We start from the raw sequence: 24,861 nt of genomic DNA on the forward strand, positions 1-24,861 counted from the left end.
AATGTCAAAAATATAGATGTAATAGGTAAAGCGTTTCCATCGTTGAAGAGGGAGGAATGTAGCATGAACCTGTTCATTGCAGCTAAAGAAAAATTTATGGAAGATTACCACAAGCAGCTGGAAACTGAACGAAAACAAGAGGTGCAGCAGTCGGCTGACGGATACAATCAATTGAATCAGACGGAAAATGCGGCAAAGCGGCTGAAGTAGAGGGTCTTTAGGGGCTCTCTTTTTTATAAAAAAAGCGGACGGCAGGTTCTTTATACGCCCGTTTTATTAATAACGATCGACAGTTTATAATTTGCATGATGATTTAAGTCTGTTAAAAATTGATCCAACAGTTGATTTGACGGAAACTTGCATTCGAGAAGATAACAGCCGTCCCCGCTGATTTTATAGTTTTGAATGATGTATTTCTGCTGTGCTTTGATAAACGAAAGATAAGGCTTATGATAAGTGCTTTTTGTATAGATATTGATAAAAGCGTGAATAAAACACCCGAGTTTCACTTGATTCACTTTTATGGTGTAACCTTCAATCACTCCTTGATCCTCTAATTTAGCAACCCTTGCTGAGGCCGCCTGCCCTGTCAAATGAACTTTCTCTCCTAATTCCTTCATGGTCATCCGGCTGTTTTTTGATAATTCCTCTATGATTTGCTTGTCTGTATGATCCAGCATTTCATCATATCCTTTCAAATGAACGTTTTTCAAAAATCAAGTCAAACGCTAAAAAGACTTGATTTTATCAATGTAAATGTTGATCGGCCATAGTATAAACTAATCGTAAATGAAAGGAAAGGCATGATAACGATGAATATTCAACAAATTCGAAATGCAACATTAGCCGTCAAATATGCGGGCAAAACATTTTTAATAGATCCGATGCTGGCTGAGAAAGGCGCTTATCCTCCTTTCCCGAACTCAGCAAGACAAGAGCAAAACAACCCTTTGGTCAGCCTGCCTGTGCCAACCCGCGAGCTCGTCAAGAATACAGACGCAGTCATCATCACTCATCTGCACTTAGATCACTTTGACGATGCTGCCAAAGATCTGTTGCCGAAAGAAATCAAACTGTTTGTCCAAAATGAAGCAGATGCTGAGGAAGTGAGAAAAGCCGGTTTTCAAAATATAGAGGTTTTAACAAAAAATACGGTGTTTGAGGGGATTCAATTAATCAAGACAAAAGGCGAGCATGGACGAGGAGAGATACTAAAGCTTGCCGGAGAAGTGTGCGGTGTTGTCTTCAAGCACTCAAAGGAGAAAACGCTGTATGTGGCAGGGGATACAGTTTGGTATGAAGGTGTCCGGGAAGAAATCGCTGCGCATCAGCCGGACATCATAGTCGTTAACGGAGGAGACAATCAGTTCTTTGAAGGAGGGTCTCTTGTGATGGGGAAAGAGGATATTGCCAAAGTCTATCAAGCTGCACCTCAGGCCACAATCATTTCCAGTCATATGGAAGCTGTCAACCATTGGACTTTATCACGGGAAGAATTGAAGAGCTTCATTCGTGAAAAAGGAATGTCCTCTCGCGTACTCGTGCCGGATGACGGCGAATCTTACACATTTTAATATATGACAGATTAAAGCCGTCAAAAAACAGACAGTGAATTTCTGTCTGTTTTTTGACTTCTTCTTCGAGAACAAAGATCAATGCCTCCGGCGGGATTCGAACCCGCACTCCTCTCGTAAGCATAGGCTGGGGGAGAACACGCTTCCCTACGGACTTTCACCGACAGGAATTCCACCTGTCTCAGCTATTTGCTTTTCGGTGCTTCTGAAACCCTTGCCTTGCGACCCGTTCCTACAATGTTTTACGGCGCTCTTCCCTTCTAAAGCTACAGAGGCGAAATGGATGATTCATATTATACAGAAGCAATGGTGAAATGAGAAGTGAATGTTGAAAAGGAACAAGCTCAAATTCCAATTAGAAAAAATGTTCCTCTAAGATGACTTGGGAGCATCCTTCAATTAAATGGTTGAAAATGATATTTTATGGTATAATTCTTATGTTTTTCGCAAATTTATAGATTTGACAATGGAGGAACTTGTATGAAGTGGTATTGGAAAGGCTTGAGGAATTATGCGAATTTTGAAGGGAGAGCAAGACGAAAGGAATATTGGTTGTTTCATTTATTTAACGGCATCATATGTTTTATTTTATTTATCTTAACCGTAATGATCGTAAGTTTATTTATTTCAGGAATCATGACAGCGGAAGGATATGACGGATATCAAGTAGGATATATCATCGGGTACGGCGGTGGATTCCTCGGGTACGTCCTGATCTTAATTTATCAGTTGGCTGTTTTGCTGCCCTCTTTGGCTGTCAATGTCCGCAGGCTGCATGATACCGGAAGAAGCGGCTGGTGGATTTTAATTGGCTTGTTGCCGATAATCGGTGCTGTCATTCTGCTGATTTTTTACTGTCAGGCTGGCGAAACAAAAGAAAATCAATATGGGCCAAATCCAAAAGTAAATGTATCGTAAATTGCACGCCAATTGTTAGACAATCATCTGGCGATTGGGGTTTTTTTATAGTCTGAAGGAAGACTGTTAACTTGATTTTTAATGAGAGAAGCCCGTATTTCCGAAGATTGTTTGGCGTATCAATTTCAGTGATGATTCAGGATGGTTTTGAGATACCGGAGACAGTCAAATGGGCGAGACTAAAACAAAAGCAGTCACTAAGATGCGGTATCGCGAGACGGATCTCGGCTCTCATCGAAGCCTTCCGGGAGTTTTTTATAAATAAATCGCACACCATCCCGCTAACACCCCCATAACAAAGCAGTCGTTGCTGTCCATTTTCTTACCGTGTTTAACAAAGACATTCAAAGCCCAATTCAGTTTAGTGCCATCTTTAGTCTTTGCAACCCATTTTTTGCTGATATTGTAGTACATGACTTTGAAAATGGCGAATGCAGCTAAACAGAACAAGTAGAACAAGACAAACTTACCAAAAAACATAAGCATTTGTTGGTCACTCCCCAGTTTTCATTCTTTAACCAACGATTTGATTTTACCGAAAATCTGTATTAGAGAAAAGGAGACGTTTGTCATATCTTGCTCGTGAGGAGGTACCTTGCAAGAAAAATCATCTATCAAAAACCCGACGCTTATGGGCTGGGTCCGTTTTATTCCCGGCTTATCAACAGCCCGCAATCTCCCCGAATCAACGGAGGACAACAAAAAACCCTAGAATCGCTAATATATCAGCGATTCCAGGGTTTTTGCCAATGCTCTTTAAAGAGCATTTTCTATTAACGAGAGTAGAACTCAACGATCAATGCTTCGTTGATCTCAGCAGGAAGCTCAGAACGCTCTGGAAGGCGAGTTAGTGAACCTTCAAGCTTTTCAGCGTCAAAAGTCAGGTATTCAGGAACGAAGTTGTTCACTTCAACCGCTTCTTTAACGACAGAAAGGTTTTGAGATTTTTCACGAAGTGAAATCGTTTGGCCAGGTTTAACTTGGTAAGACGGAATGTCAACGCGGCTTCCGTCAACAAGAATGTGACCGTGGTTTACCAATTGGCGTGCTTGGCGGCGAGTGCGCGCTAGGCCAAGACGGTAAACGATGTTGTCAAGACGTGCTTCAAGAAGAATCATGAAGTTTTCACCGTGTTTACCAGCCATTTTCGCAGCTTTGTCAAAAAGGTTGCGGAATTGGCGTTCGTTCACACCGTACATATGGCGAAGCTTTTGCTTTTCTTGCAATTGCAAACCATATTCTGATAGTTTTTTACGCTGTCCCGGACCGTGAGGACCTGGTGCGTAAGGCCGTTTTTCTAATTCTTTACCCGTACCGCTCAAAGAGATGCCTAAACGGCGGGATATTTTCCAGCTTGGACCTGTATAGCGAGCCATAATGTGACTCCTCCTTTGGTTTTATTTTTGTGAAAATAAAACCCATCTGTTCAATTCAGCCATGTCCATTTTGTTTTCATGTATCCTCGCTCCAGCAGCAAAGAGTTACACGATACACCTTAATAGATAAGGAACAAAATGAAACACAGAAGCAGAACAAAAAGGCTGCATTATTTCACACAAAGAAGATTATATAATGTCCGCTGTGCAAAGTCAACCATTCATGGACTGTCCCAAAGAGCACGAATCGTTAATAAGTATAAAGTCCTGTTTTTTATGATATAATCAGGAAAATAAAATACACAAAACGGATTTTTTTAAGGTGATGACCATGAATAAACAAACTGAAGACCTATATCTGTCTTTTCATCAGAAGCTGTTCCAATTTCTTTTAAAAAGGCCGGCAGTCTCGTACGATGACTCTGTTGCCTGGCTAAAAGCGGCAGCAGAGTCATTTTTTTTGTTTATATCTCTTTCATTGCGTCCTTCTTCAAGACCGCAGGGAGCGAACGACCAAATCAGTCGAGTTAATGATTATTATATCATTATAACAATAGAAGAAAACAGCAAATATATAGAACTTTCATGTCAAAAGAATCATAAATTACCAGAACGTCTCGCGGAATCCATTCATCTGTTTTTGGTGCATTGTCTGGAGCTTGACGCATTATTTCGTGATGAGCTTAAGAAAACAAAGATTTATGAAAAGACGGAGCTGCTGCATGAGCTGATGGATCAGGAGCAGGTGCTCAAGACAATGCTCGAAAGCTTAAGGAGTGTGTTTCCTTTTTTAACGTATTGTCTTTTCTTGTCATACGATGAGGATCAATACATCAACCTCCCTGCGATAGAGTTGGATGTGCAAAGCGAATCGACCGATTCTTTCGCCTTGGAGGCATACTTATCAGGACAGGTGAAGAGCAAAAATGAAGCGGAAGTATACATTCCGATTAAAGGCCGGCAGGGAACGTACGGCGTTTTGAAAGCCTTTGGACCAGGCGCTGCCGATACGGCAGCGGATATATGCATTATTTCGAATGCGGCAGGGAAAGCATTTGAAAATTCACGGCTTTACGAACAGTCGCAGAATATGATTTCAAATTTGGAGCTGATTAATGAAACATCGCATCAGCTGAACCGGACGAAACGCCTCCCGGATATGATGAAGAGTTTGTCCGAAAGGCTGATCAGTTCATTTGGTGCCGAAGAAGTGGGCTTTTTTTATAAAAATCACTTGGGCGAGGAAAACCTGCTGCCGAAAAGCACTAGTTTTTTTCAGACTGATGATGCCCTTCCATACATCCGCTATGTTAAAGAAAAGATTTCAGAGGAAAACGGGGTGTTTGTCGGAAACGGTTCTTCGCTTTTTGGGAATGAAGGATATGCTTCATTAATGGGCGTTCCGATGCTGGAAAATAATGAAAACAAAGGATTTGTCATCGTGTTGAAAAAAAACGTCTGCTCCTTTTCGTTTGAGATGTTTAAGCTGTTTCAGACGCTGATCAGGCATTCCACGCTCGCCGTATCGAATTTGATGCTGCGCGACCGGCTGAAGTATCTTGTTCAAACAGACCGTTTGACAGAGCTTTACTCGAGAAGCTATTTCGATGAAAAAATCGGATACAGTATGAAAGCGGATGAGAGCGGCGTGCTCGTATTGATTGATATCGATGATTTTAAACAGATTAACGATACGTACGGCCATCAGAAAGGCGATGATATTCTCATTCAAGTCGCCCGGGTGATCCAGCGAAACATCCGCGACCAGGATGTCGCAGCAAGGTGGGGAGGAGAAGAGCTTGCGGTATACTTGCCGAAAGCAAGGCTGAACGCCGGTGAAATGCTTGCTGAAAGGCTCATAATGCTTGTCAGGGAATATACGGATCCGACGGTGACGATTTCGTGCGGGGTATCCCATTGGTCTCAGGATCGTCCGAAATCTTTATCCGACCTTTTTAAAGAGGCGGATGTCGCGCTGTACAATGCAAAGCGGAACGGGAAAAACAGGTTCATGACACATTAAAAAAGAGCCGGATTTACCGGCTCTTTTCGCTTAAACGCTCTCCAAGCTTCTCTGTGAACTTTTTCAAATAATATTCATCCGTTTCGTCGAAGCGGTTTTTAATCGGGCTGTCGATATCGAGCACTCCGATGATGTTCCCGTCAACTTCAAGCGGAACTACGATTTCGGATTGGGATGCCGCATCACACGCAATGTGTCCGGGGAACGCGTTCACATCTTCAACGCGCTCAACCCGGCCGTTTGTATAAGTGGTGCCGCAGACGCCTTTCCCGAACGGGATTCTTACGCATGCAGGAAGTCCCTGGAACGGCCCGAGCACAAGCTCGCCGTCTTTGGCAAAATAAAAACCCGCCCAGTTGATGTCTTCCAATGATTGATACAAAAGAGCGGAGGCGTTTGCTGTATTGGCGATCATATCAGGTTCGCCTTCTGTCAGCGCATCGATCTGTTTGAGGAGAAGCTCGTATTTTTTTTCTTTGCTGCCTTCTGTTTTTTCGACATGAAACATGATAATTTCCCTCGCTTTTTCTTTGAAATGGCAAAAACACGCTTGCCGTGATGCTATTTGTCGAGCACTTTTTACAGGAACAATTCCGTTTGAAGTGGAATTGTTTTAAGTAAGAAGGGGTGAAACAAGATGGGATCAAACGCTATTTCAACCACGAAGGACAGGATCATCGAATCTGCCGTGGAGCTGTTCAACCAAAAAGGTTTTTCAGGAACATCCGTCCGCGAAATTGCCCGAGCAGCCAATGTTAATGTCGCCCACATCTCCTATTATTTTAATGGAAAAGGCGGTTTAATGGAGCATTTGATATCCCGTTTTTATGAAGGCTATTTAAGAGTCCTTGAAAAGGGTTATGAACGCCTTCAGGATGCAGGTGCAACGGATTGCCTTCTTCAATTGGTTTTTGATATTCTATCGTATCAGCATGAGCATCGTCAATTAACTCGGTTTGTTTATCGCGAAGTCACGATCGATTCCACACTGAATCGTGAAGTGTTGTCGACATATTTAACAAAAGAAAAGTACATTCTCCATCTGATCATTGAAAAGGGAAATGAGGACAACGAATTTTCCCGTTTTCCCCTTTCCCATTTTATGATTCAGCTGAAGTCGCTTTTAATGATGCCTTATCTGCAGCCTCAATATATTTCAGAAGTGCTTTATGTACAGCCGCACGAGCCGTACTTTTATCAGGCGTATTACAAGGAAGTCAAAACATGGCTTCTCAGTCTGTTGTACAGAGAAGGTCGGCAAGCCGCCGTTATTTAGCAAAGCGGCTCTCAAACTGTTCGTAACCAAATCCGGCATCCTCTGCTTGGTGGGCGTCAGACCCAAAGACAAGCGGGATGTTTTTTTGTTCCGCTTCTTTTATCATCCATTCTTCCATATAGACGTCGCCTGCATAAGGCTTGCGGAGGCCGGACGTATTAAAGTCAAGTTCGAATCCGCGTTTTGCAGCTTCATCCAGACAGGAGGAGACTGATTTTCTGACGCTTTCTGACATCGTATACGGAAACAGCTTCACAAATTTTTTCGCAAGCGTGATGTGGCCGATTCGTTTTGGCTTAAATGCTCCCAGCGGTGATACAATGGAAGAATAGATTTCGTCATAATAGGCGAGATAGACCTGTTCTGTGCTGCCGTAGCAGCCGATCAGCTGCTGAAACGCTTTTTCATCGTAGTCAAGGCAGATGTACGAAGATCCGGCCGGCAAAAAATGAACGGAAAGAATGCTGTCGTCAAGATGCGTGCCGTATTGATCGAGAAAAGCTTTCGTTTCGTGTTCAAAGGCGCGGATATAATCGACTTCAAGACCGATCAAAACGTCGAGCTGTCCTTTGTATTCTGTCTTCAGTTCGGTCAGCCGTTCAATATAGCGGTCCAGCTCGGAGATCGGCATGGCGCTGTCTTTCTCCGGAGTCGGATCCATGAATGAAGGCGGAAGCGGCGCATGCTCGGTGAAGGATACGGATCGGAAGCCTTTTTTGCATAATTCTTCTATATAATATCTGAATTCGTCTTTTGATCCGTGCGGACAAAAAGGAGAATGAACATGACCGTCTCGTTTCAGCATGATGTCACCCCGTAAAAAAATAGTCAGATGTTGTCACTTTGATGTAAAAAAATTAAAAATTCTGCTCAAAAAATGTTGGTTACATGGTATCATAAGAACAATGAAAACGATAGTTTAACTTCATTTTTACATAACAATTTCAAATATCATACCCTGACAGAACAGATAAACAGCAAGGGGGCTCATTATGGAGTTTGTCATTGGCTTACTGGCGTTATTTTTAATCTTATTCGCTACGGGCTACTTATTCAGAAAAAATATATATAAAGAGATCGACCGTTTAGAAGCTTGGAAAATTGAAATCATGAACCGATCGATCGTGGAAGAGATGTCAAAAATCAAGCATCTGAAAATGACGGGGCAGACTGAGGAATTCTTTGAAAGGTGGCGCCGGGAATGGGATGAAATCGTCACCTCGCATATGCCCAAAGTCGAAGAGCTTCTGTTTGAAGCCGAGGATTGCGCCGACAAATACCGTTTTCAAAAATCGAAACAGGTGCTTGCGCATATTGAGAATCTTTTATCAGCGGCTGAATCCAACATTGAAGACATCTTAAAGGAAATCGCCGATCTTGTCTCGAGCGAAGAGCAGAACCGCAAAGAAATCGAAGAGGTAAAAGAACGGTATACAAAAGTGCGGAAAAACCTTTTGGCATACAGCCACCTGTACGGAGACCTCTATGAGAAAATTGAAGCCGACCTCGACACCGTGTGGGAAGGCATTAAACAGTTTGAAGAGGAAACAGAAGGCGGAAATTATATAGAAGCCAGAAAGGTGCTGCTTGCCCAAGACCGTTTGCTTGAAGAGCTTCAATCATACATAGACGATGTGCCGAAACTGCTTGCAAGCTGCAAGCAGACCGTTCCGCAGGAACTTGCCAAATTGAAAGCCGGCTATCAGGAAATGATCGATAAAGGGTACAAGCTCGATCATATTCAAGTGGAGAAGGAGCTCGAAAACCTTTTGAAAGAATTGAAGCGCGCTGAAGGTGCGCTTTTGGACGAACTTGATTTAGAAGAAGCCGCCGCAATCGTGCAGATGATTGATGAAACGATCCAGACGCTGTATAACCAGCTGGAGCATGAAGTCGAAGCAGGGCAGGAAATTTTGGGGAAAGTGCCTGAGCTTGCCGCTGCATTGGAAAAGCTTGAAGCCTCCAAAAAGGATACCGAAGCTGAAACCGAGCTCGTTAAGAAAGGCTACAGACTGACAACCGGAGAACTGGAGAAACAGCAGTCATACGAAAAGCGCCTTGAAATGATCGAAAAGCAGTTCGAACAAGTGAGAGAAAGGCTTGATCAGAAACATGTCGCCTACTCGCTGTTAAAAGAAGAGCTTGCGGATATCGAAAAGCAGATGGAAGCCGCTCAACGGGAGCATGACGAATACAGGGACATGCTGCAAATGCTGAGAAAAGAAGAGCTTCAGGCAAGAGAGCTTCTCAAGCAATTGAAGCGGACGATCAAAGATACGGCGCGAAGCCTGGAGAAAAGCAATGTTCCAGGCATTCCGGAGGCCATAACCGAAAAGATCCGGCAGTCGCAGACGACTGTGCAGAAAGTGACAGAACAGCTGAATGAGCTGCCGCTGAACATGGATGCGGTGAACGAACGCCTTCAAGAGGCGGAACAGCTTGTCACAGAAGTGAAAACAAAGACGGATGAACTGGTTGAAATGGTTTTGCTGATCGAACGCATCATCCAATATGGCAACCGATTCAGAAGCCAGGACCGGATTCTTTCCGAACAGCTGAAAGAAGCAGAGAACAGTTTTTACGCATATCAGTATGAAGAGGCTTACGACATTGCCGCCAGAGCGGTGGAAAAAGCGTCGCCGGGAGCAGTGGCCCGGCTTGCAGCGGACGCGAAGCAGCCTGAATAGAGCAAAAACCCGGCACGTGAAGAGGCGTGTCGGGTTTTTTTATCTAAAGCTGCAATGAAAGATAAAAAAACCGGCCCTGTTTAAAAACAGAGCCGGTTTTTCAAAGATCAGCTGACTTTCTTTAATTTGTCTTTCGGCGAAGCGATAAAAAATGTCACAATGTAACCGATCACCGCGCCGATAACAGCCGGAATGACCCAGCCGACACCCATGCTGAACAGCGGGATGTTCGCTTTTAAGATATCGTTAACCGGCCCCAGCGGAATTTTCGCCGCGTTTAATCCGTCGATGATGCTTAAAATTCCAGTCGGGATAAGGGCACCGATATAGACTTCGCGCCGTTCAGCAAACAGCTTGTCAATGAATGAGAGCAAAACGACAACGATCGCAAGCGGATAAATCGCCGACAGAATCGGTACTGAAAACGAGATGATTTCTGTCAGTCCGAAATTGGCAATCACAAGGCTGAAAAGCGTCACGATGATGACAACAGCTTTGTAAGAGAGCTTCGGAATCAGCTTTGAAAAATACTCTCCGCAAGAGGAAACGAGTCCGACGCTCGTCGTCAGGCAGGCGAACAAGATCGCGATACCGAGCACGGCATTTCCAAGCGAGCCGAACAAATACGCGGAAGCTTTGGACAATATTTCGCCGCCGTTGTCGAGCGAACCGACGGTTTCAACACTTGTCGCCCCTAAATAAGCGAGAGAAACATAAACGAGTCCGAGACCGACTGCAGCGACTATCCCCGCTTTGATGCATGAAGCGGCGATTGACTTTGGATTTGTAACGCCGCGGTCTTTAATCGCGGTAATAACGACAATTCCAAATACGATTGAAGCGATCGCATCCATCGTTTTATACCCTTCTAAAAATCCGACAAACAGAGGTGCGGATTGATAGGCCTCTGTCACAGATCCGATGCTGCCCATTGGGGTGATAAACGCTTTGATGACTAAGATTGCGATTACAGTCAATAATATCGGTGTTAAAATTTTACCGATGCGGTCAACAAGCTTGCTTGGGTTTAACGCCAAGAAATAAGTGATCCCGAAAAAGATCAGGGTAAAGATGAACAGATAAAGACTTGACGAATGTTTTCCTAAAAACGGCTCAACCGCTATGACGTATGAAACGTTTCCCGTCCTCGGAATGGCAAATAAAGGTCCGATCGTTAAATAAATGCTGACGATTAATATCGTGCCGAAGACCGGGTGGGCTTTGTCAGCTAGGCCTTTTGCACTCCCTTTTAAAGCAACCGCGATGACGCCGAGCAGAGGAAGACCAACGCCCGTCAGCAAGAATCCGATGATAGCCGGCCAAATATTCTCTCCGGCAGCTTGACCAAGCTGGGGAGGAAAAATCATATTTCCCGCTCCGAAAAAGAGGGCGAACAGCATAAGCCCAATCGCCGTCGTTTCCTTAGCGGATAGTGAAGTTTTCATTAAAAAGAACCTCCTGGCATTTTGTTTAAATTTTCTGTCAATTTATTTTCGTGATATAATATGACAAAAGTCCAAAGACTATTATATTTTAAAAATCAGAGAAGTCAAACATTTATTTTTAATTTTCAATTACAAGTTGATATGAAGAACGTTCATTTTAAAGGAGTAGATCATGATTTATCTTGATAATAGTTCAACAACAAAACCATATCCTGAATTATTACAAATTTATGAACAAGTAAATCAGCGCTTCTTCGGCAACCCGTCGTCTCTGCACCGCCACGGCGTTGAAGCGGATCAATTGCTTTCTGAAGCGCGGAAACAGATTAAATCGGCGCTTTCGCTAAAAAATCATGATATCGTGTTTACGTCCGGCGCTTCAGAAGCCAATAACATGGCGCTTAAAGGCATTGCTTTGGCACATGCGCAAAAAGGAAAGCATATCATTGCTTCCTCCATTGAACACCCGTCTGTGACGGAATCCTTGGAGCAGCTGAAGACGGCCTTCGGCTTTGAGGTTACATATCTTCCTGTCGACGGCCATGGCTTTGTTTCTCTTGAAGACTTGAAACAAGCGCTCCGCAAAGACACGATTCTTGTAAGCATCATGCACGTCAACAATGAAACAGGCGTCATCCAGCCTCTGGAAGAAATCGGGAAAATCGTAAAAGAAAACACAAGGGCATACTTTCACGTTGATCATGTTCAGGGCATCAACAAGGTTCCGCTGGACATCTCCGGGGCAGCCATTGACCTTTGTACAATCTCGGGTCACAAATTTCACGGCTTAAAGGGGACAGGAGCCCTCATTCTAAACGAACGGATCTCGCTTTTTCCTTTGATTTCCGGAGGAGAACAGCAGAACAACAGGCGTGCTGGAACTGAAAATACCGCCGGCGCCGTTACACTTGCAAAAGCGATCAATTTGTCAAAACAGGATTATAACCATTATATAGAAGAAATAAAGGCGGCAAAATCAGCTTTTATCAAGGAGCTAAAAGAGCTGAAAGGTGTTATATTAAATACGCCGGAAGAAAACAGCGCGCCGCATATCATCAATTTTTCCGTTCCGGGATTGAAGGCTGAGGTCCTTTTGCATATGCTAGAGGAGCGGGATATTTTCGTATCGACGACATCAGCATGCTCTTCAAAACAGCATAAGCCGAGCAAGGTGCTTTTAGAAATGGGAAAAGGTGAAGATGCGGCCTCAAGCAGCATCAGAATCAGCATGACGTACCGGGATAATCATGAGATTGTCGGCCCGTTTATGACGGCCTTAAAAGAAAGTTTACACAAACTAAAAGGAATTATGAGGTAGAGGCACAATGAATGAGGACTACATTTTAATCAGATTTGGCGAAATTTCAACAAAAGGAAAGAATAGAAAGCTTTTTGTCGATCGCCTGAAAAGAAATATCAAAATGGTCTTGCGCGATTTCCGCAAGGTCCGTTATGAATCAACACGCGACAGAATGACTCTCGTATTAAACGGAGAAGACGCTGAAGCTGTAATGGCTCGTCTGAAACACGTTTTCGGCATCCAATCGTTCAGTCTTGCCGTGAAGTGCCGGACAGATCTGGAAAGCATTAAAGAGACGGCGCTCGCTTCTGTTCAAGAACAATACAAGCCCGGGGATACCTTTAAAGTATCGACGAAAAGGGCTTATAAGCAGTTTGAATTAAATACAAATGAGATGAATGCCGAGATCGGAGGACACATTTTGCGCAACACCGACGATCTTACCGTTGACGTCCACTCCCCGGACATCCATTTGCGTATCGAAATTCGGGAAGATGCCACGTATTTGACATTCCGGGATGAAAAAGGTGCGGGCGGACTGCCGGTCGGAAGCGGAGGAAAAGCGATGCTTATGATATCCGGCGGAATCGACAGCCCTGTTGCCGGGTTCTATGCCATGAAGCGCGGACTTGAGATCGAAGCCGTTCACTTTTTCAGCCCGCCATATACAAGCGAGCGGGCCAAGCAAAAAGTGATCGATCTTACTAAGCGGCTTACGGCTTTTGGCGGAGACATCAAGCTTCATATCGTTCCGTTTACAAAAACTCAAGAGCTCATTCAAAAGCAGATTCCCGAGAACTATTCCATGACGGCGACCAGAAGGCTGATGCTCCAGATCGCCGACAAACTGCGCGAACGCCATAACGCGCTTGCGATCTTTACAGGGGAAAGCCTCGGCCAGGTGGCAAGCCAGACGCTTGAAAGCATGTATGCCATCAACGCGGTCACGAGCACGCCGGTTTTGCGCCCTTTAATCGGCATGGATAAGACGGAAATCATCGAAAAAGCGAAGGAAATCGATACGTACGATATCAGCATACGTCCGTACGAAGACTGCTGCACGATCTTTACGCCTTCTGCGCCGAAAACGCGTCCGAAAAAAGAGAAAATCGAACACTTTGAAAGCTACACAGATTTCGAACCGCTTATCAACGAAGCTGTGGAAAACACGGAAACGATTGTTTTGAGCAGCAAAGCGGAAACGAAAGATCAATTTGCGGATTTTTTCTAAAGGAATATTCAATCAAACATCTTTGTCTGTTTTTGCATACAATTACCAAACATTCTTTGTATGAAGTCATGTGTTTTTACACAATCTATACTCACAAGGAGGTGAGAACACATGGCTCAAAACAACAGACAAAGCAGTTCTAACCAACTATTGGTTCCTGGTGCTGCTCAAGCTATCGACCAAATGAAATTCGAAATCGCTTCTGAATTTGGCGTTAACCTTGGAGCAGAAACTACTTCTCGTGCAAACGGTTCAGTTGGAGGAGAAATCACTAAGCGTTTAGTTTCTTTCGCTCAACAGCAAATGGGTGGAACACAACAATAATTAAAATTAAAAAGCAATGGATAATGGGTGGGGTTTAATCCCCACTCTTTTTTATGTTCTGCAAAATAGGCATTTCGGAATACAATTGTATGAAAGGATTATGTATAATAAAAAGATGGCACAAGACAAGGAGATGGAAGGGTTGAGAAGAGAAGATTTGATTGCGCCGGAGAAGTATAATGCGGTTGATGAAATTGAAAAATTTAAATCTTCCCGCGATAAGACCGCATTGATCTGGGAAGATGAATCAGGGCGTCAAGTGTCATGGTCCTATGAAAAATTGATTGAAAAGGCTTACAAAATCGGCAGCATATTAACCCGTTCTGGACTGAAAAAAGGTGACAAGCTTATCGTGATGATGCCGCGGATACCGGAAACGTATGCCGTGTACATGGCCATTTTAAAAGCTGGAATGGTGGTCATCCCATGTTCCGAAATGCTTCGGGCGAAAGACTTGGATTACAGGATCAAGCATGCAGGCGTCAAAGGAGCCGTCGTATATTCAGCATTTCTTGATGCTTTTCTAGATGTTCGTTCAAAAGAGGCACTGTCGTTATTTGCCGTCGGAGAAAGCAGCGAAGGGTGGATCAATCTGCTCGAAAAAATGAATCAGGCCATTGCAGCGGATTTTCAAGCGGCGGATACCTCTCGCGATGACATCGCATTTTTATCTTACACATCCGGCACGACCGGTCAGCCAAAAGGGGTTGTACATACACACGGCTGGGCTTATGCTCACTTAAGAACGACAGCTTCCGCATGGCTTGACATTTCGGAAGGGGATCTCGTCTGGGCGACAGCAGGGCCGGGCTGGCAAAAATGGGTATGGAGCCCGTTTTTAGCAGTGCTCGGTAGCGGTGCAACCGGCTTTATCTATCATGGAAAATTCACGCCGGAAACGTATTTGCGGCTGATTGAGCGCCATCAAGTCAATGTGCTGTGCTGTACGCCGACAGAGTACCGGTTCATGGCGAAAGTCAATGATTTGTCCCGATTTGACCTGTCTTCTCTGCACAGCGCTGTTTCGGCCGGAGAGCCGTTGAACAGGGAAGTCATCGATACATTTAAAAAGCATTTTCATATTGCTGTGCGGGACGGATACGGACAAACGGAGAGCACGCTGTTGGTGGGGATTTTAAAAGGTATGAAAATCAAGCCTGGAAGCATGGGAAAACCGACGCCTGGAAACTTGGTTGATATTATTGACGGGAATGGAAAGAGCTGTCCCCCGGGCGAAACAGGCGATATTGCCGTTCACTTAAGCACGCCGGCTCTTTTTAAAGAATATTACAAAGATCAAGAACGAACGCTCCGACAAAGAAGAGGGGATTACTTTATAACAGGCGATAAGGCGCGAAAGGATGAAGACGGCTATTTTTGGTTTGAAAGCCGCAATGACGATGTGATCATCAGCTCAGGATATACAATCGGCCCGTTTGAAGTTGAAGATGCGCTGATCAAGCATCCTGAGGTCAAAGAATGTGCTGTTGTGGCAAGCCCTGATGAAATCAGGGGATCGATCGTGAAAGCATACGTTGTCTTAAAGGACCCATCCCGCGGAAATGAACACCTGACAAAGGAATTACAAGACCATGTAAAAGCCATGACGGCCCCTTATAAATACCCCCGGGAGATAGAATTCATCGAAGAACTGCCGAAAACGCCTTCGGCGAAAATCAAGCGCTTTGAACTAAGACAACGGGAAATCGCACTTAAAACGAAAGCTGAATAACCACACAAAGAGGAGGGAATATCCGTTGGGTCATGACTCACTCCGAAACATAGAGAAAGAAATCGCGCTTTTGGTCCGTCTGACGACGGCCTACAGCCCGCGCTTTGGAAGTCTGGACCGCTCGGAATATCTGCTGTTAAGCGAGCTTGATAAGCAAAGTCCTCTCGCCATCAACTCGCTGGCTGAAACCTTAATGCTGAATCTGTCGACAGCAAGCAGACAAGTTTCAGCCTTGGAACGGAAAAAGCTCATCAGACGTTTTCCTGATCCCAACAACGGCCGGATCAGCCTTGTGGAGATGACTTCGGAGGGCATTGATGCTCTGAAAAAAGTGCAAAAGGCCCGCTATCATGTATACACGGAGGTTCTTCAAGACTGGACAACAGAAGAACTGAACACGTTGGAAACCCATTTGATCAGACTGAATCAGGATTTTAAAAAGTGGAGCAAATAAGCGGCTAAAGGCTGGTTGGTCAGACGATCATCAGCCTTTTCTTTTTCTTTCGGTTGATTTATTGCGGGAAGGATGTATAATTTAACTTGCATAATACAACTTGTGATATGAAATATATAACTAAAGGAGGAGCGCTTATGAGTCAATCTGATGTGGCGATCCCGAGCTCTAAAAAAATCGGCATTCCGAAGTATTTGATCATTTCGGTTTTAACGATACTGGCCATTGGGCCGCAATATTTTCTTAATCTTTCCTATACGCTCAGTCAAGTCGTCATTCAAAACGGACTTCATTTGTCACCGGACGATATGCGGATTCCGTCCATTTTGACAAATCTTGCTTTTGCTCTCGGTGTTCCGCTTGGACGTATATTTTCAAGGAGGTTCGGCATTCGGAACAGCTACCTGACACTCATCACCTTATTTTTATGCGGCTCGCTGATCGACGCATTTTCAGCAGGCTTGTTTTCGCTTCTTATCGGAAGGGTGATACAAGGATTATGCTCCGGAATGTTATTTTTGACGATTCTTCCTGTCAAATTGATTTCGTTTCCGAACAAGGTCCGCAATTTGTTTTTGTTTTTCGTCATTAGCGGATTGTTCGGCGCTTCTGCCATCGGAGCGGTTTTTGGTTACTCAGCGCGGATGCATGGCGCTGGGTGTTTATATTAAATATTTGTTCGCCTGTCCTTTGCCTTGTGATCGGCTTCTTTTCTTTGCCGAAACAAGCAGCGGATGAGCGGGAGCATCATTCGATTGATAAGACGGGCGTTTTTATGCTCTCATTGCTCATGGTTGTTTTGACGGTGCCGCTTATCAATTTGCAGAAGACGGGTGTTCATTCTTTTTATGTGTGGCCGTTCTTTTTGGCCGGATTCATCATTTTGGCGTTGTTTGTCATTACAGACTTGCGCGCCCGGGAACCTCTTGTGCCGTTTCGTTCACTGTGGTCCGCAAAAGCTGTTTCCGGGACAGTCATGGCCGTTGCTTCACACATTGCAATCATTGTTTCCCTTGCCGGGATAAACGGATTTTTGGAAAACATTGCAGAGGCTTCTTTTGAAAGCATGACACGCTTTTATTTGTGTTTTTTCGCAGGGATTTTAGCTACTGCCGTGCTCAGCACGCTTTTGTATGATCATTTTGGCGCCGGATTGCTCGGCTGTATCGGCGCTTTGGAAATGATCATCGTCGGTATGGAATGGAGATCGGTTCAACCCGGTGTTTCGATGGAGTCGTTATATCTTCATGCTGTTTTGCTGGGCAGCGGCGTCAGCATGGTATTGGTATCGGGAGCGCTGGGCACGGCGCTTGCCGGAGATATTCACCAAGCTTCAAAACGCTCGGTTTCGCTTCACTTTATCCGCAATTTCGCCGGTGCCTGGGCTGCACCGGTGATCGGCTGGTTTGCTTCAATGAAGAATGCGGTGCACTACGAGATGATAAGAGGACATATCAGTGAAGCTGATCCTGAAATTCAGCTGGAATTGTCAAAAATGATTCGTGATTTTGTCAGCAGCGGGCTTTCTGTTGGTGATGCGAAGAACATGGCGGCCTATACGATTGTTGCAAATGCCAGAAAAGCTTCAGCCCTTGGCGCATATCACGATTTGTTTACGATACTGCTCTGGCTAAGCATCATCATGCTTGCGGCTTCAATTGGAAAGGCAGCGACCGGAAAAGGAAGATCGCTCGTTCAGAAGCGCCTTCGCCTGCCAGACCCTTCAGCAAGTCAACAAAAGGAGATAGGATAAACATGAGTAAAGGACGTTTGATGATCATCAATATGATTGGTATTATCGCAACTTTAGCGCTTGTCGCTGTATGCGGATATTACTATTATCAAAATAAACATTATGTCACGACGGATGAAGCAAGGGTTTCCGCAAATATGACAAAAATAACGGCGCCTGCTTCCGGAAAATTAAGCGGCTGGGATGCAAAAGAAGGCGACCATATATCAGACGGCGACAACCTCGGAAAAATATCGGACGGGCAGCAGTCGGTAGCTGTCAAAGCCATTTCCGACGGAACACTGGTCAAAAATACAGCCGTCAATCATAAAATCGTAAATGCGGGGGTTGTCATCGGTCAAACTGCCGATATGGATAACATATATATTACGGCTCATATTAAAGAAACGGAATTACGCGATATCGAAAAAGACGACAAAGTGGACATCAAAGTCGACGGGGACCCTGATACAACGTTTGAAGGGAAGGTCGAAGAGATCGGATATGCGACAGATTCGGTATTTTCAATGTTTCCGGAAATGAACCAAAGCGGAGACTATACGAAAGTCACCGAGAAAGTTCAAGTCAAGATTTCGATTCAAAATCCGTGCGCCAAATTGCTTCCCGGCATGAATGCGGAAGTGAAAATTTCGTTATAGGCATTCGCAAAAAAGAGCAAGACGATCGTCTTGCTCTCAGACCGTTGACAAAACAGGTCGGATTTTAAAAATCCGACCTGTTTTTGTCCATTTTATTCTATTATTTCGATCAGAAGGCTGGCGGTTAGGACCTTTCCAGGTCCAATTCGCCAGCTTTTTCAGATTCATGGCAGCGAAAACAAGCATCGCCTGCATGGACAATTTTTTCTTTCCCCGTAAGGTTGTCCAGCGCAAGCCATGCTTATGTTTTAAATCGGCAAAAACTCGTTCGATCGTCTCTTTACGTTTGGCATAGATTTGTTTATTCTCTTCCGTATGCCGAAGATGATCAGCTTCGTCTAAATGATCCTGCCAGATATGTCTGTGAATCATCTTTCGATGATCTCTACTTTCTGTACACGTATGTAGTAATGGACATTGTTTACATCGATTTGGATCTGAAGCATACTCTCGATAACCTTGCCGATTGGTTGTGCGATAGGAGAGAATATGGTCTTGCGGGCAGATATAGACATCATAAAATTCATCGTAAACATACTCGTGTTTTCTCATGAATCCTTTTTTGGTTTGCGGACGCGTGTAAGGCATAACAGGGCGAACGTTTTCTTCATGAAGAAATTTTGCGATAACCGGTGTTTTGTATCCGGCATCAACTGCGACCGTATGAGGCTTGGCGACGCGCTCTTTCACTTGTTGAAACAGGGTCGTGAACACTTGGCTGTCATGAATATTGGCAGGCTCAACAACCGTCCCCAGCACAAATCCGTTCCGGTCACAAGCTGTATGAAAACCATAAGCAAAAAGGCGTTCCCGTTCACCCTTTACAAAATAGCCGCTCTCAGGATCTGTTGTACTTTCTTTTATTTCTCGTTCTTCTGAGCATTGCCTGGGCTTTAAGGGCTTTTTGCCGTTGGCTTCGCGATCGGCATTAATTTCTTGATCTAACTGTTCCTGATAAGCTCTTGTTTCTTTTCTTACGATCTTTTTCACAAACTTTTTCTTATTGGCATTCGCTTTGACATGTGTGCTGTCGATGAAGGCAACCGAAGGATCGACGAGGCCGAGATCCATGGCCTGACGTAAAATCCTATAGAAGATTGTTTCAAATAGGTCTGTGTCATGAAAGCGACGTTCATAGTTTTTACTGAAGGTTGAAAAGTGAGGGATTTTTTCAGAGAATCCATATCCAATAAACCAGCGATAGGCTACATCAGTTTCGATTCGCTTAATGGTTTCGCGCATGGAGCGATGACCAAACACGTATTGAATGAGCACCATTTTAATCAGTACAACAGGATCAATACTTGGACGCCCTTTTGAAGAATAAAGAGGGGCAACTTTTTGATAAATAAATGAAAAATCAATGGCTTCTTCCATCTTCCTGACCAAATGGTCTTCAGGTACAAGCTCACTTAAGGCAACGACTTCAAGCTGTTCACGCTGATCTTTAGAGTGTTTGGTCAACATGGTAAAACCTCCAAAAATTAGATTCCACACACATTTTAACAAAAAAAGCTTGTCGATCAAGCCACTTTTTTGTGACTTTGTCGACAAGCTGAGAGCAAGACGATCGTCTTGCTCTTTTTTAATGAAAAGGTTTTCAAAATTATAGAAATGTGCGCCTTACTTTTTCCCAGAACGAATTATCTTTTAATTTAATGGTTTTGATCATCTTGCCGGAGAGGCTGACTTCGACTTCTTTCACATTCATCGTACTGAAGGCTTCGTTATCAAGGCCGATGATCGGATAGTCGTTCCCGTCCTGGACGATTTTTAATGTCAGCTTTCGATCCGCGCTTAAAATAAACGGCGAGCCGAGGGTTCTGTATGTGTTGTTGTTCAATGAAGCGAGCTCTGTCACCTGTATGCATGGAATCAGCGGATCAACGATTGCCCCATCAACCGATTTGTTATAAGCGGTGCTTCCGGTCGGAGTGGACACGATCATTCCGTCCCCCCGGAATGTTTCAAAATGAAGATCATCTATATAGACGTCCATTACAAATGTTTTAATAATGCTTGAACGGATGGATACTTCATTTAGACATTGAAAGCTGGTCCCGTCAACGGTTACATCGATCAGAGGATATTTTCTGACCTCGATTTGCTCCGAGTTTGTCGCTTCAATCATTTTATCGGTATCATATATATTAAAATCCGCATACAAATGAGCTTTCCCCTTTTTGGCCACGCCTACGTACAGGCAGTCATCCCTGAAGTTCGTCTTTCGAACAGCCTGCAAAAATGTCCCGTCGCCGCCGATGCTTGCGATAATATTGGCTTCATTGTGATGGTGAACGACGCGAAATCCGTGTTCTTCGGCAAGCTGTTTCAGTTTTTTGCACTGCTCGTCGGTTTCTTCGCTTTTTTTGTAAAAGAAATAAATGTTTCGGCGGTCTGTCACAATCATTCTCCCCTTTGTCTGTTAAGTTTAGATTTTTCTGCCATCTAACATATATGTTAAAATGACCTGTGACCCTTAGTTTACCATGTCCAAAAACTTCTTGTATATGAAGCGGCATCATAATGAACTTTTTCTCTTCATATACGTACTAAGACATGCAGCTTTTTTATTCAAAGGAGGAGAACAGACAAAATGAATGCGAAAAGATGGATCGCACTTGTCATCGCGCTGGGCGTTTTTGCGTTATCTGCGGTGATGAGCCTTTTGCTTGCAGTATTTGACACGATGGGGAATGACGGAAAGATGCAGTTTGGCCTCAATGACACCCAGGAAGAAACGGTGCTTGAACAAGGAAACAGCTCAAGAAAAATCGCCGTTCTTGAAGTGAACGGAACGATTTCCGACAATGGCGGCGCTTCAGGCCTGTTCAGCTCTGAAGGCTACAACCACAGATCGTTTTTGCAAATGCTTGAAAAAGCAAAAGACGATTCTGCCGTAAAGGGCATTGTTCTGCGCGTCAATTCTCCGGGTGGCGGAGTATACGAGAGCGCTGAGATACATAAGAAGCTTGAAGAGATCAAAAAAGATACGAAAAAACCGATTTACGTATCAATGGGATCGATGGCTGCGTCCGGCGGCTATTACATTTCAACGCCTGCCGACAAAATCTTTGCAGCGCCTGACACGCTGACGGGTTCACTCGGGGTCATCATGGAAAGCCTTAACTACAGCAAGCTTGCAGAGAAGCTTGGATTAAAAACGGAGACGATTAAAAGCGGTGAGTTTAAAGATATCATGTCACCGACGCGCGATATGACGAAAAAAGAAAGAGAAATCATGCAGTCAATGGTCGATGACGCGTACGAAGGGTTTGTAGATGTTATTGCCGAAGGGCGCGGCATGTCCGAAAATGACGTGAAAAAAATTGCCGACGGACGTGTCTATGACGGCCGCCAGGCGAAACAGAACCATCTCATTGATGAGCTCGGCTATTATGAAGATGCGGTCAAAGCGATGAAAAAGGACCACAAAAACCTTGCCGGCGCATCTGTTGTCAGCTATGAAGAATCAGCCGGCCTTGCCTCGCTGTTTTCAATGACTGCAAATAAGATGTTTAAAAGCGAAGCTGATTTCTTAAACATTAAAGAAGCGATTTCTCAATCCGGTGCACCGAGACTCATGTATTTATATGCCAAATAGGAGGGGACCGAAAAAATGGATGTGACTTATGATGGAAAGGATCATAATGAATTATCGCCGAATGTCGGCGTTTCCAGGGAAGAATCGGCCCCGCATGTAGAGCATGCCTATGCCGGTTTTTGGATCAGGCTGTTTGCTTTTCTGCTTGACGGGGTTGTTATCGGCAGCATCAACAACTTAGCGGTTTCACCCGTTTTCAGCCTGCTGAACCTCCCTAAAGAATCAGGGTTTTTCACCTTTTCGCTTTATTCTTTTGTGACGGCGGCAGTATTTTTTGCTTACTTTGTCCTGATGACGAAGTATTTCGGACAGACGTTGGGCAAGATGGTATTCGGGCTGAAGGTCGTGTCGCTTGTCCCGGAAAAAGGGCTGACATGGGATGTGGTCCTGTTTAGGGAGTTTATCGGCCGCTATATCAACAGTTTATATATTACGTATCTCGTAGCAGCGTTTTCGCCTAAGAAACAAGGGATTCACGATTTCTTTGCGGACACTGCGGTTATCCATGAAAAACTGTATCGAAAAAAAGACTGAGAGTTTTAAACCCGGCTGAAGACTGCCGGGTTTTTTTATTCCTTTGTATCGGCGGAATTCCGGCTATGTTTATTTTTCCAGTTTTCTTCCTATAATGCTTAGTATAAGAGGAAGTGAAATCATGATTTACATATGGATTGCGGGAGTATTCATTCTTTTGGCAGCATTGATGATAATGAAAATCCGCGTAGCGATCGAGTATCTTCATACAGACGATGACGACCGGCTGACCGTCAAAGTTCGGACGGCTTTTGGCCTTCTGCGCATTAAAAGGGAGATTCCGGTGATTAAAATCAACCAGGAGGATATGACCGTTGATGTGAAAGAACAGACGAATTCGGCTCTGAAAAAAGATAAAAAGAGGAGAAAAATCGGCTATCGGGAAGTGTTCGATAGTACGAAGCAAATCAAAAAATTGGTGGAACAGATCATCAATATGCAGCCGATCATCCGCCGGTTTATGAAGCGGATTCACGTCACGAAGCTCGAATGGACCTCTGTCCTCGGCTTTCCTGACGCGGCTTTAACCGGGATTGTCACAGGCGGCGTCTGGTCCCTGAAAGCCGGCACGGTGGCTCTCTTGCATCAGCTTTTTTGCTTTGACAGCCAGCCGGAATACGAGGTGATTCCAGCCTTTAACAGCCGTTCCTCCAAAACGCATCTGACATGTATATTCCATTTTCGGGTTGGACATGCTATAACCGCAGCTTTCAGAATCGTGGTGAACTGGAAAGGGAAAATGCGCGGCTTATTTAAGCTGCCAAAAAATCTGTCAGGTTCAACAAAGAATGATTCATCAGTATAGGAGGAATAGAATATGGCTGAACATCCAATTCAAGGTTTGATGAAAACCGCAATGGAAAACTTAAAAGAAATGATTGATGTCAATACCATTATCGGAGATCCTGTGGAAACACCTGACGGCAGCGTCATCCTAACCGTCTCCAGAGTGGGATTCGGCTTTGCGGCTGGCGGAAGCGAGTTCGGCGGCAATAAACCGGCCGAATCCAAAGCTTGCGATGGAGACCGCGAACGAAAAGAATCGAAGCTCCCGTTTGGCGGGGGAAGCGGAGGAGGCGTATCGATTACGCCGATTGCTTTTTTGATTGTCGGATCATCAGGCGTTAAAGTACTGCATTTGGATGAAAACACGCACGTCATCGATAAGATTTTAGACTCAGCTCCGCAAACGATCGAACGGATTCAGCATATGTTTAAGAAAAACGATAAGCAGAAGCAAAATATGAACCGTCAAAACCAGACGCCTCCTTTTTAAAAGCCCCGGCTTTCCGGCAACAGAGTCCCAGAAGTTAACTGTTCCTGCAGCAGTTAACTTTTTTTGTCTCTGCCGGACTTAAGCTTTGCAGTTTGTCCTAAACTCTTTTATAGTAGAGTCATACATAAATGAAGGAGGAATGATGATGGCTTCAATTACATTTAAGGGAAACCCGGTGACACTGGTGGGTTCAGAAGTGAAAGTCGGAGACCAGGCGCCTGATTTCACGGTTTTGTCCAATTCGCTTGAGGAAGTCACACTTCAGGACATCAAAGGCAAACCGGCGGTTATTTCGGTGATTCCGTCTATCGATACAGGTGTTTGTGACGCACAGACCCGCCGCTTTAACGAAGAAGCCGCAGGCCTCGGTTCGGTGAAAGTGTATACGATCAGCGCTGACCTGCCGTTTGCACAGGCGCGCTGGTGCGGAGCAAACGGAATTGAAAATGTGGAAACATTGTCAGATCACAGGGAGATGTCTTTTGGGGAAGCATTCGGGGTTTACATTAAAGAATTGAGATTGCTTGCCCGCGCCGTATTTGTTTTAGATGAAAACGGAAAAGTTGTCTACACTGAATACGTCAGCGAAGCGACAAACCATCCGGACTACGACAAAGCCATCGAAGCTGCCAAATCACTCGTTAAGTAAATTCGACTCATAAAAGGGCTCCAGGTGATCATCTTGCCGGAGCTCTTTTCATGGCTTTGATTTTTTG

General features: G+C 44.5%; 27 protein-coding genes. 19 read left to right on the top strand and 8 right to left on the bottom strand.

The window, feature by feature from the left end:
• The first annotated feature begins 63 nt into the window (after positions 1-63).
• Complete coding sequence (locus ACVC9U_RS03785) at positions 64-210, top strand: hypothetical protein (protein WP_003184427.1); 147 nt, start codon at positions 64-66, stop codon at positions 208-210.
• 50 nt (positions 211-260) lie between these two features.
• Here the strand turns inward: ACVC9U_RS03785 and ACVC9U_RS03790 are convergent, their stop codons facing one another.
• Positions 261-680 carry an Lrp/AsnC family transcriptional regulator gene (locus ACVC9U_RS03790; protein ID WP_075751929.1) on the bottom strand — a complete coding sequence of 140 codons (420 nt, stop codon included), beginning with the start codon at positions 678-680 and terminating at the stop codon, positions 261-263.
• 132 nt (positions 681-812) lie between these two features.
• Between ACVC9U_RS03790 and ACVC9U_RS03795 the strand changes: the two genes are divergently transcribed.
• Positions 813-1,574, top strand: a complete 762-nt coding sequence (locus tag ACVC9U_RS03795) for an MBL fold metallo-hydrolase (RefSeq protein WP_075751930.1) — start codon at positions 813-815, stop codon at positions 1,572-1,574.
• A gap of 480 nt (positions 1,575-2,054) precedes the next feature.
• A complete protein-coding gene (locus ACVC9U_RS03800) occupies positions 2,055-2,492 on the top strand; it encodes a DUF805 domain-containing protein (protein ID WP_145699675.1) in 438 nt (145 codons plus the stop codon).
• Positions 2,493-2,747: 255 nt separating this feature from the next.
• Here the strand turns inward: ACVC9U_RS03800 and ACVC9U_RS03805 are convergent, their stop codons facing one another.
• Positions 2,748-2,978: a hypothetical protein gene (locus tag ACVC9U_RS03805; protein WP_075751932.1), complete on the bottom strand. Its 231-nt coding sequence runs from the start codon at positions 2,976-2,978 to the stop codon at positions 2,748-2,750.
• A gap of 287 nt (positions 2,979-3,265) precedes the next feature.
• Positions 3,266-3,868, bottom strand: coding sequence for a 30S ribosomal protein S4 (rpsD, locus tag ACVC9U_RS03810; protein ID WP_075751933.1), 603 nt, complete (start codon positions 3,866-3,868; stop codon positions 3,266-3,268).
• A 331-nt stretch (positions 3,869-4,199) separates the two neighbouring features.
• Between rpsD and ACVC9U_RS03815 the strand changes: the two genes are divergently transcribed.
• Complete coding sequence (locus ACVC9U_RS03815) at positions 4,200-5,891, top strand: sensor domain-containing diguanylate cyclase (protein WP_441390132.1); 1,692 nt, start codon at positions 4,200-4,202, stop codon at positions 5,889-5,891.
• Between the two features lie 13 nt (positions 5,892-5,904).
• Here ACVC9U_RS03815 and ACVC9U_RS03820 read toward each other — a convergent pair whose 3' ends face one another.
• Entirely contained in the window at positions 5,905-6,399 is a 495-nt protein-coding gene (locus tag ACVC9U_RS03820; protein WP_075751935.1) for a GAF domain-containing protein, read from the bottom strand.
• Positions 6,400-6,528: 129 nt separating this feature from the next.
• Between ACVC9U_RS03820 and refZ the strand changes: the two genes are divergently transcribed.
• Entirely contained in the window at positions 6,529-7,167 is a 639-nt protein-coding gene (gene refZ / locus ACVC9U_RS03825; RefSeq protein WP_075751936.1) for a forespore capture DNA-binding protein RefZ, read from the top strand.
• Here refZ and hisJ read toward each other — a convergent pair.
• Positions 7,160-7,972 carry a histidinol-phosphatase HisJ gene (hisJ, locus tag ACVC9U_RS03830; RefSeq protein WP_075751937.1) on the bottom strand — a complete coding sequence of 271 codons (813 nt, stop codon included), beginning with the start codon at positions 7,970-7,972 and terminating at the stop codon, positions 7,160-7,162. The genes refZ and hisJ overlap by 8 nt on opposite strands.
• 187 nt (positions 7,973-8,159) lie before the next feature.
• Here hisJ and ezrA point away from each other — a divergent pair, with 187 nt between their 5' ends.
• A complete protein-coding gene (gene ezrA, locus ACVC9U_RS03835; protein WP_075751938.1) occupies positions 8,160-9,854 on the top strand; it encodes a septation ring formation regulator EzrA in 1,695 nt (564 codons plus the stop codon).
• Between the two features lie 107 nt (positions 9,855-9,961).
• Here ezrA and brnQ read toward each other — a convergent pair whose 3' ends face one another.
• Positions 9,962-11,299, bottom strand: a complete 1,338-nt coding sequence (gene brnQ / locus ACVC9U_RS03840; RefSeq protein WP_441390133.1) for a branched-chain amino acid transport system II carrier protein — start codon at positions 11,297-11,299, stop codon at positions 9,962-9,964.
• A 172-nt stretch (positions 11,300-11,471) separates the two neighbouring features.
• On the opposite strand from brnQ, the gene ACVC9U_RS03845 reads away from it, so the two are divergent.
• From ACVC9U_RS03845 to ACVC9U_RS03880, 8 genes are all read left to right on the top strand, one after another.
• A complete protein-coding gene (locus tag ACVC9U_RS03845; protein WP_044789832.1) occupies positions 11,472-12,617 on the top strand; it encodes a cysteine desulfurase family protein in 1,146 nt (381 codons plus the stop codon).
• A 7-nt stretch (positions 12,618-12,624) separates the two neighbouring features.
• Positions 12,625-13,830, top strand: coding sequence for a tRNA uracil 4-sulfurtransferase ThiI (gene thiI / locus ACVC9U_RS03850; protein ID WP_044789833.1), 1,206 nt, complete (start codon positions 12,625-12,627; stop codon positions 13,828-13,830).
• A gap of 111 nt (positions 13,831-13,941) precedes the next feature.
• Positions 13,942-14,154 carry an alpha/beta-type small acid-soluble spore protein gene (locus ACVC9U_RS03855; RefSeq protein ID WP_003184396.1) on the top strand — a complete coding sequence of 71 codons (213 nt, stop codon included), beginning with the start codon at positions 13,942-13,944 and terminating at the stop codon, positions 14,152-14,154.
• A gap of 133 nt (positions 14,155-14,287) precedes the next feature.
• Entirely contained in the window at positions 14,288-15,886 is a 1,599-nt protein-coding gene (gene mbcS, locus ACVC9U_RS03860) for an acyl-CoA synthetase MbcS (RefSeq protein WP_031314684.1), read from the top strand.
• 25 nt (positions 15,887-15,911) lie between these two features.
• The gene (locus ACVC9U_RS03865; protein WP_003184392.1) at positions 15,912-16,340 is read left to right on the top strand and encodes a MarR family winged helix-turn-helix transcriptional regulator; all 429 of its coding nucleotides are present in this window, start codon (positions 15,912-15,914) and stop codon (positions 16,338-16,340) included.
• 137 nt (positions 16,341-16,477) lie between these two features.
• Positions 16,478-17,011 carry an MFS transporter gene (locus ACVC9U_RS03870; RefSeq protein WP_441390134.1) on the top strand — a complete coding sequence of 178 codons (534 nt, stop codon included), beginning with the start codon at positions 16,478-16,480 and terminating at the stop codon, positions 17,009-17,011.
• Entirely contained in the window at positions 16,999-18,093 is a 1,095-nt protein-coding gene (locus ACVC9U_RS03875) for a hypothetical protein (RefSeq protein WP_441390135.1), read from the top strand. Before ACVC9U_RS03870 ends, ACVC9U_RS03875 begins: the two co-directional genes overlap by 13 nt.
• Before the next feature lie 2 nt (positions 18,094-18,095).
• On the top strand, positions 18,096-18,731 hold the full coding sequence (locus tag ACVC9U_RS03880) for an HlyD family secretion protein (protein ID WP_441390136.1): 636 nt from the start codon (positions 18,096-18,098) through the stop codon (positions 18,729-18,731).
• A 36-nt stretch (positions 18,732-18,767) separates the two neighbouring features.
• Here ACVC9U_RS03880 and ACVC9U_RS03885 read toward each other — a convergent pair whose 3' ends face one another.
• Both ACVC9U_RS03885 and ACVC9U_RS03890 read right to left on the bottom strand, forming a co-directional pair.
• Positions 18,768-20,198 carry an IS1182 family transposase gene (locus ACVC9U_RS03885; protein ID WP_016886315.1) on the bottom strand — a complete coding sequence of 477 codons (1,431 nt, stop codon included), beginning with the start codon at positions 20,196-20,198 and terminating at the stop codon, positions 18,768-18,770.
• Between the two features lie 139 nt (positions 20,199-20,337).
• Positions 20,338-21,135 carry an NAD kinase gene (locus ACVC9U_RS03890; protein ID WP_009329373.1) on the bottom strand — a complete coding sequence of 266 codons (798 nt, stop codon included), beginning with the start codon at positions 21,133-21,135 and terminating at the stop codon, positions 20,338-20,340.
• A 192-nt stretch (positions 21,136-21,327) separates the two neighbouring features.
• On the opposite strand from ACVC9U_RS03890, the gene sppA reads away from it, so the two are divergent.
• The 5 genes from sppA (at position 21,328) to tpx (ending at position 24,794) form a co-directional block, all read left to right on the top strand.
• On the top strand, positions 21,328-22,335 hold the full coding sequence (gene sppA / locus ACVC9U_RS03895) for a signal peptide peptidase SppA (RefSeq protein ID WP_003184383.1): 1,008 nt from the start codon (positions 21,328-21,330) through the stop codon (positions 22,333-22,335).
• 15 nt (positions 22,336-22,350) lie between these two features.
• Positions 22,351-22,869, top strand: a complete 519-nt coding sequence (locus ACVC9U_RS03900) for an RDD family protein (protein WP_003184381.1) — start codon at positions 22,351-22,353, stop codon at positions 22,867-22,869.
• Positions 22,870-22,990: 121 nt separating this feature from the next.
• Complete coding sequence (locus ACVC9U_RS03905) at positions 22,991-23,674, top strand: DUF2953 domain-containing protein (protein WP_044789834.1); 684 nt, start codon at positions 22,991-22,993, stop codon at positions 23,672-23,674.
• A 12-nt stretch (positions 23,675-23,686) separates the two neighbouring features.
• Complete coding sequence (ytfJ, locus tag ACVC9U_RS03910; RefSeq protein WP_441390137.1) at positions 23,687-24,145, top strand: GerW family sporulation protein; 459 nt, start codon at positions 23,687-23,689, stop codon at positions 24,143-24,145.
• 145 nt (positions 24,146-24,290) lie between these two features.
• Positions 24,291-24,794 carry a thiol peroxidase gene (tpx, locus tag ACVC9U_RS03915; protein WP_011198194.1) on the top strand — a complete coding sequence of 168 codons (504 nt, stop codon included), beginning with the start codon at positions 24,291-24,293 and terminating at the stop codon, positions 24,792-24,794.
• The last annotated feature ends 67 nt before the right edge of the window (positions 24,795-24,861 follow it).

It is taken from the genome of Bacillus sp. GM2 (assembly GCF_056155945.1).

Coding starts and splice junctions, on each gene's coding strand:
- ACVC9U_RS03845 (WP_044789832.1), top strand. CDS start 11,472: ATGATTTATCTTGATAATAGTTCAACAACAAAACCATATCCTGAATTA.
- ACVC9U_RS03880 (WP_441390136.1), top strand. CDS start 18,096: ATGAGTAAAGGACGTTTGATGATCATCAATATGATTGGTATTATCGCA.
- tpx (WP_011198194.1), top strand. CDS start 24,291: ATGGCTTCAATTACATTTAAGGGAAACCCGGTGACACTGGTGGGTTCA.
- hisJ (WP_075751937.1), bottom strand. CDS start 7,972: ATGCTGAAACGAGACGGTCATGTTCATTCTCCTTTTTGTCCGCACGGA.
- ACVC9U_RS03815 (WP_441390132.1), top strand. CDS start 4,200: ATGAATAAACAAACTGAAGACCTATATCTGTCTTTTCATCAGAAGCTG.
- rpsD (WP_075751933.1), bottom strand. CDS start 3,868: ATGGCTCGCTATACAGGTCCAAGCTGGAAAATATCCCGCCGTTTAGGC.
- ACVC9U_RS03900 (WP_003184381.1), top strand. CDS start 22,351: ATGGATGTGACTTATGATGGAAAGGATCATAATGAATTATCGCCGAAT.
- ACVC9U_RS03905 (WP_044789834.1), top strand. CDS start 22,991: ATGATTTACATATGGATTGCGGGAGTATTCATTCTTTTGGCAGCATTG.
- mbcS (WP_031314684.1), top strand. CDS start 14,288: ATGGAAGGGTTGAGAAGAGAAGATTTGATTGCGCCGGAGAAGTATAAT.
- refZ (WP_075751936.1), top strand. CDS start 6,529: ATGGGATCAAACGCTATTTCAACCACGAAGGACAGGATCATCGAATCT.
- ACVC9U_RS03795 (WP_075751930.1), top strand. CDS start 813: ATGAATATTCAACAAATTCGAAATGCAACATTAGCCGTCAAATATGCG.
- ACVC9U_RS03870 (WP_441390134.1), top strand. CDS start 16,478: ATGAGTCAATCTGATGTGGCGATCCCGAGCTCTAAAAAAATCGGCATT.
- sppA (WP_003184383.1), top strand. CDS start 21,328: ATGAATGCGAAAAGATGGATCGCACTTGTCATCGCGCTGGGCGTTTTT.
- ACVC9U_RS03800 (WP_145699675.1), top strand. CDS start 2,055: ATGAAGTGGTATTGGAAAGGCTTGAGGAATTATGCGAATTTTGAAGGG.
- ACVC9U_RS03820 (WP_075751935.1), bottom strand. CDS start 6,399: ATGTTTCATGTCGAAAAAACAGAAGGCAGCAAAGAAAAAAAATACGAG.
- ACVC9U_RS03855 (WP_003184396.1), top strand. CDS start 13,942: ATGGCTCAAAACAACAGACAAAGCAGTTCTAACCAACTATTGGTTCCT.
- thiI (WP_044789833.1), top strand. CDS start 12,625: ATGAATGAGGACTACATTTTAATCAGATTTGGCGAAATTTCAACAAAA.
- ytfJ (WP_441390137.1), top strand. CDS start 23,687: ATGGCTGAACATCCAATTCAAGGTTTGATGAAAACCGCAATGGAAAAC.
- ACVC9U_RS03785 (WP_003184427.1), top strand. CDS start 64: ATGAACCTGTTCATTGCAGCTAAAGAAAAATTTATGGAAGATTACCAC.
- ACVC9U_RS03885 (WP_016886315.1), bottom strand. CDS start 20,198: ATGTTGACCAAACACTCTAAAGATCAGCGTGAACAGCTTGAAGTCGTT.
- ACVC9U_RS03790 (WP_075751929.1), bottom strand. CDS start 680: ATGCTGGATCATACAGACAAGCAAATCATAGAGGAATTATCAAAAAAC.
- brnQ (WP_441390133.1), bottom strand. CDS start 11,299: ATGAAAACTTCACTATCCGCTAAGGAAACGACGGCGATTGGGCTTATG.
- ACVC9U_RS03805 (WP_075751932.1), bottom strand. CDS start 2,978: ATGCTTATGTTTTTTGGTAAGTTTGTCTTGTTCTACTTGTTCTGTTTA.
- ezrA (WP_075751938.1), top strand. CDS start 8,160: ATGGAGTTTGTCATTGGCTTACTGGCGTTATTTTTAATCTTATTCGCT.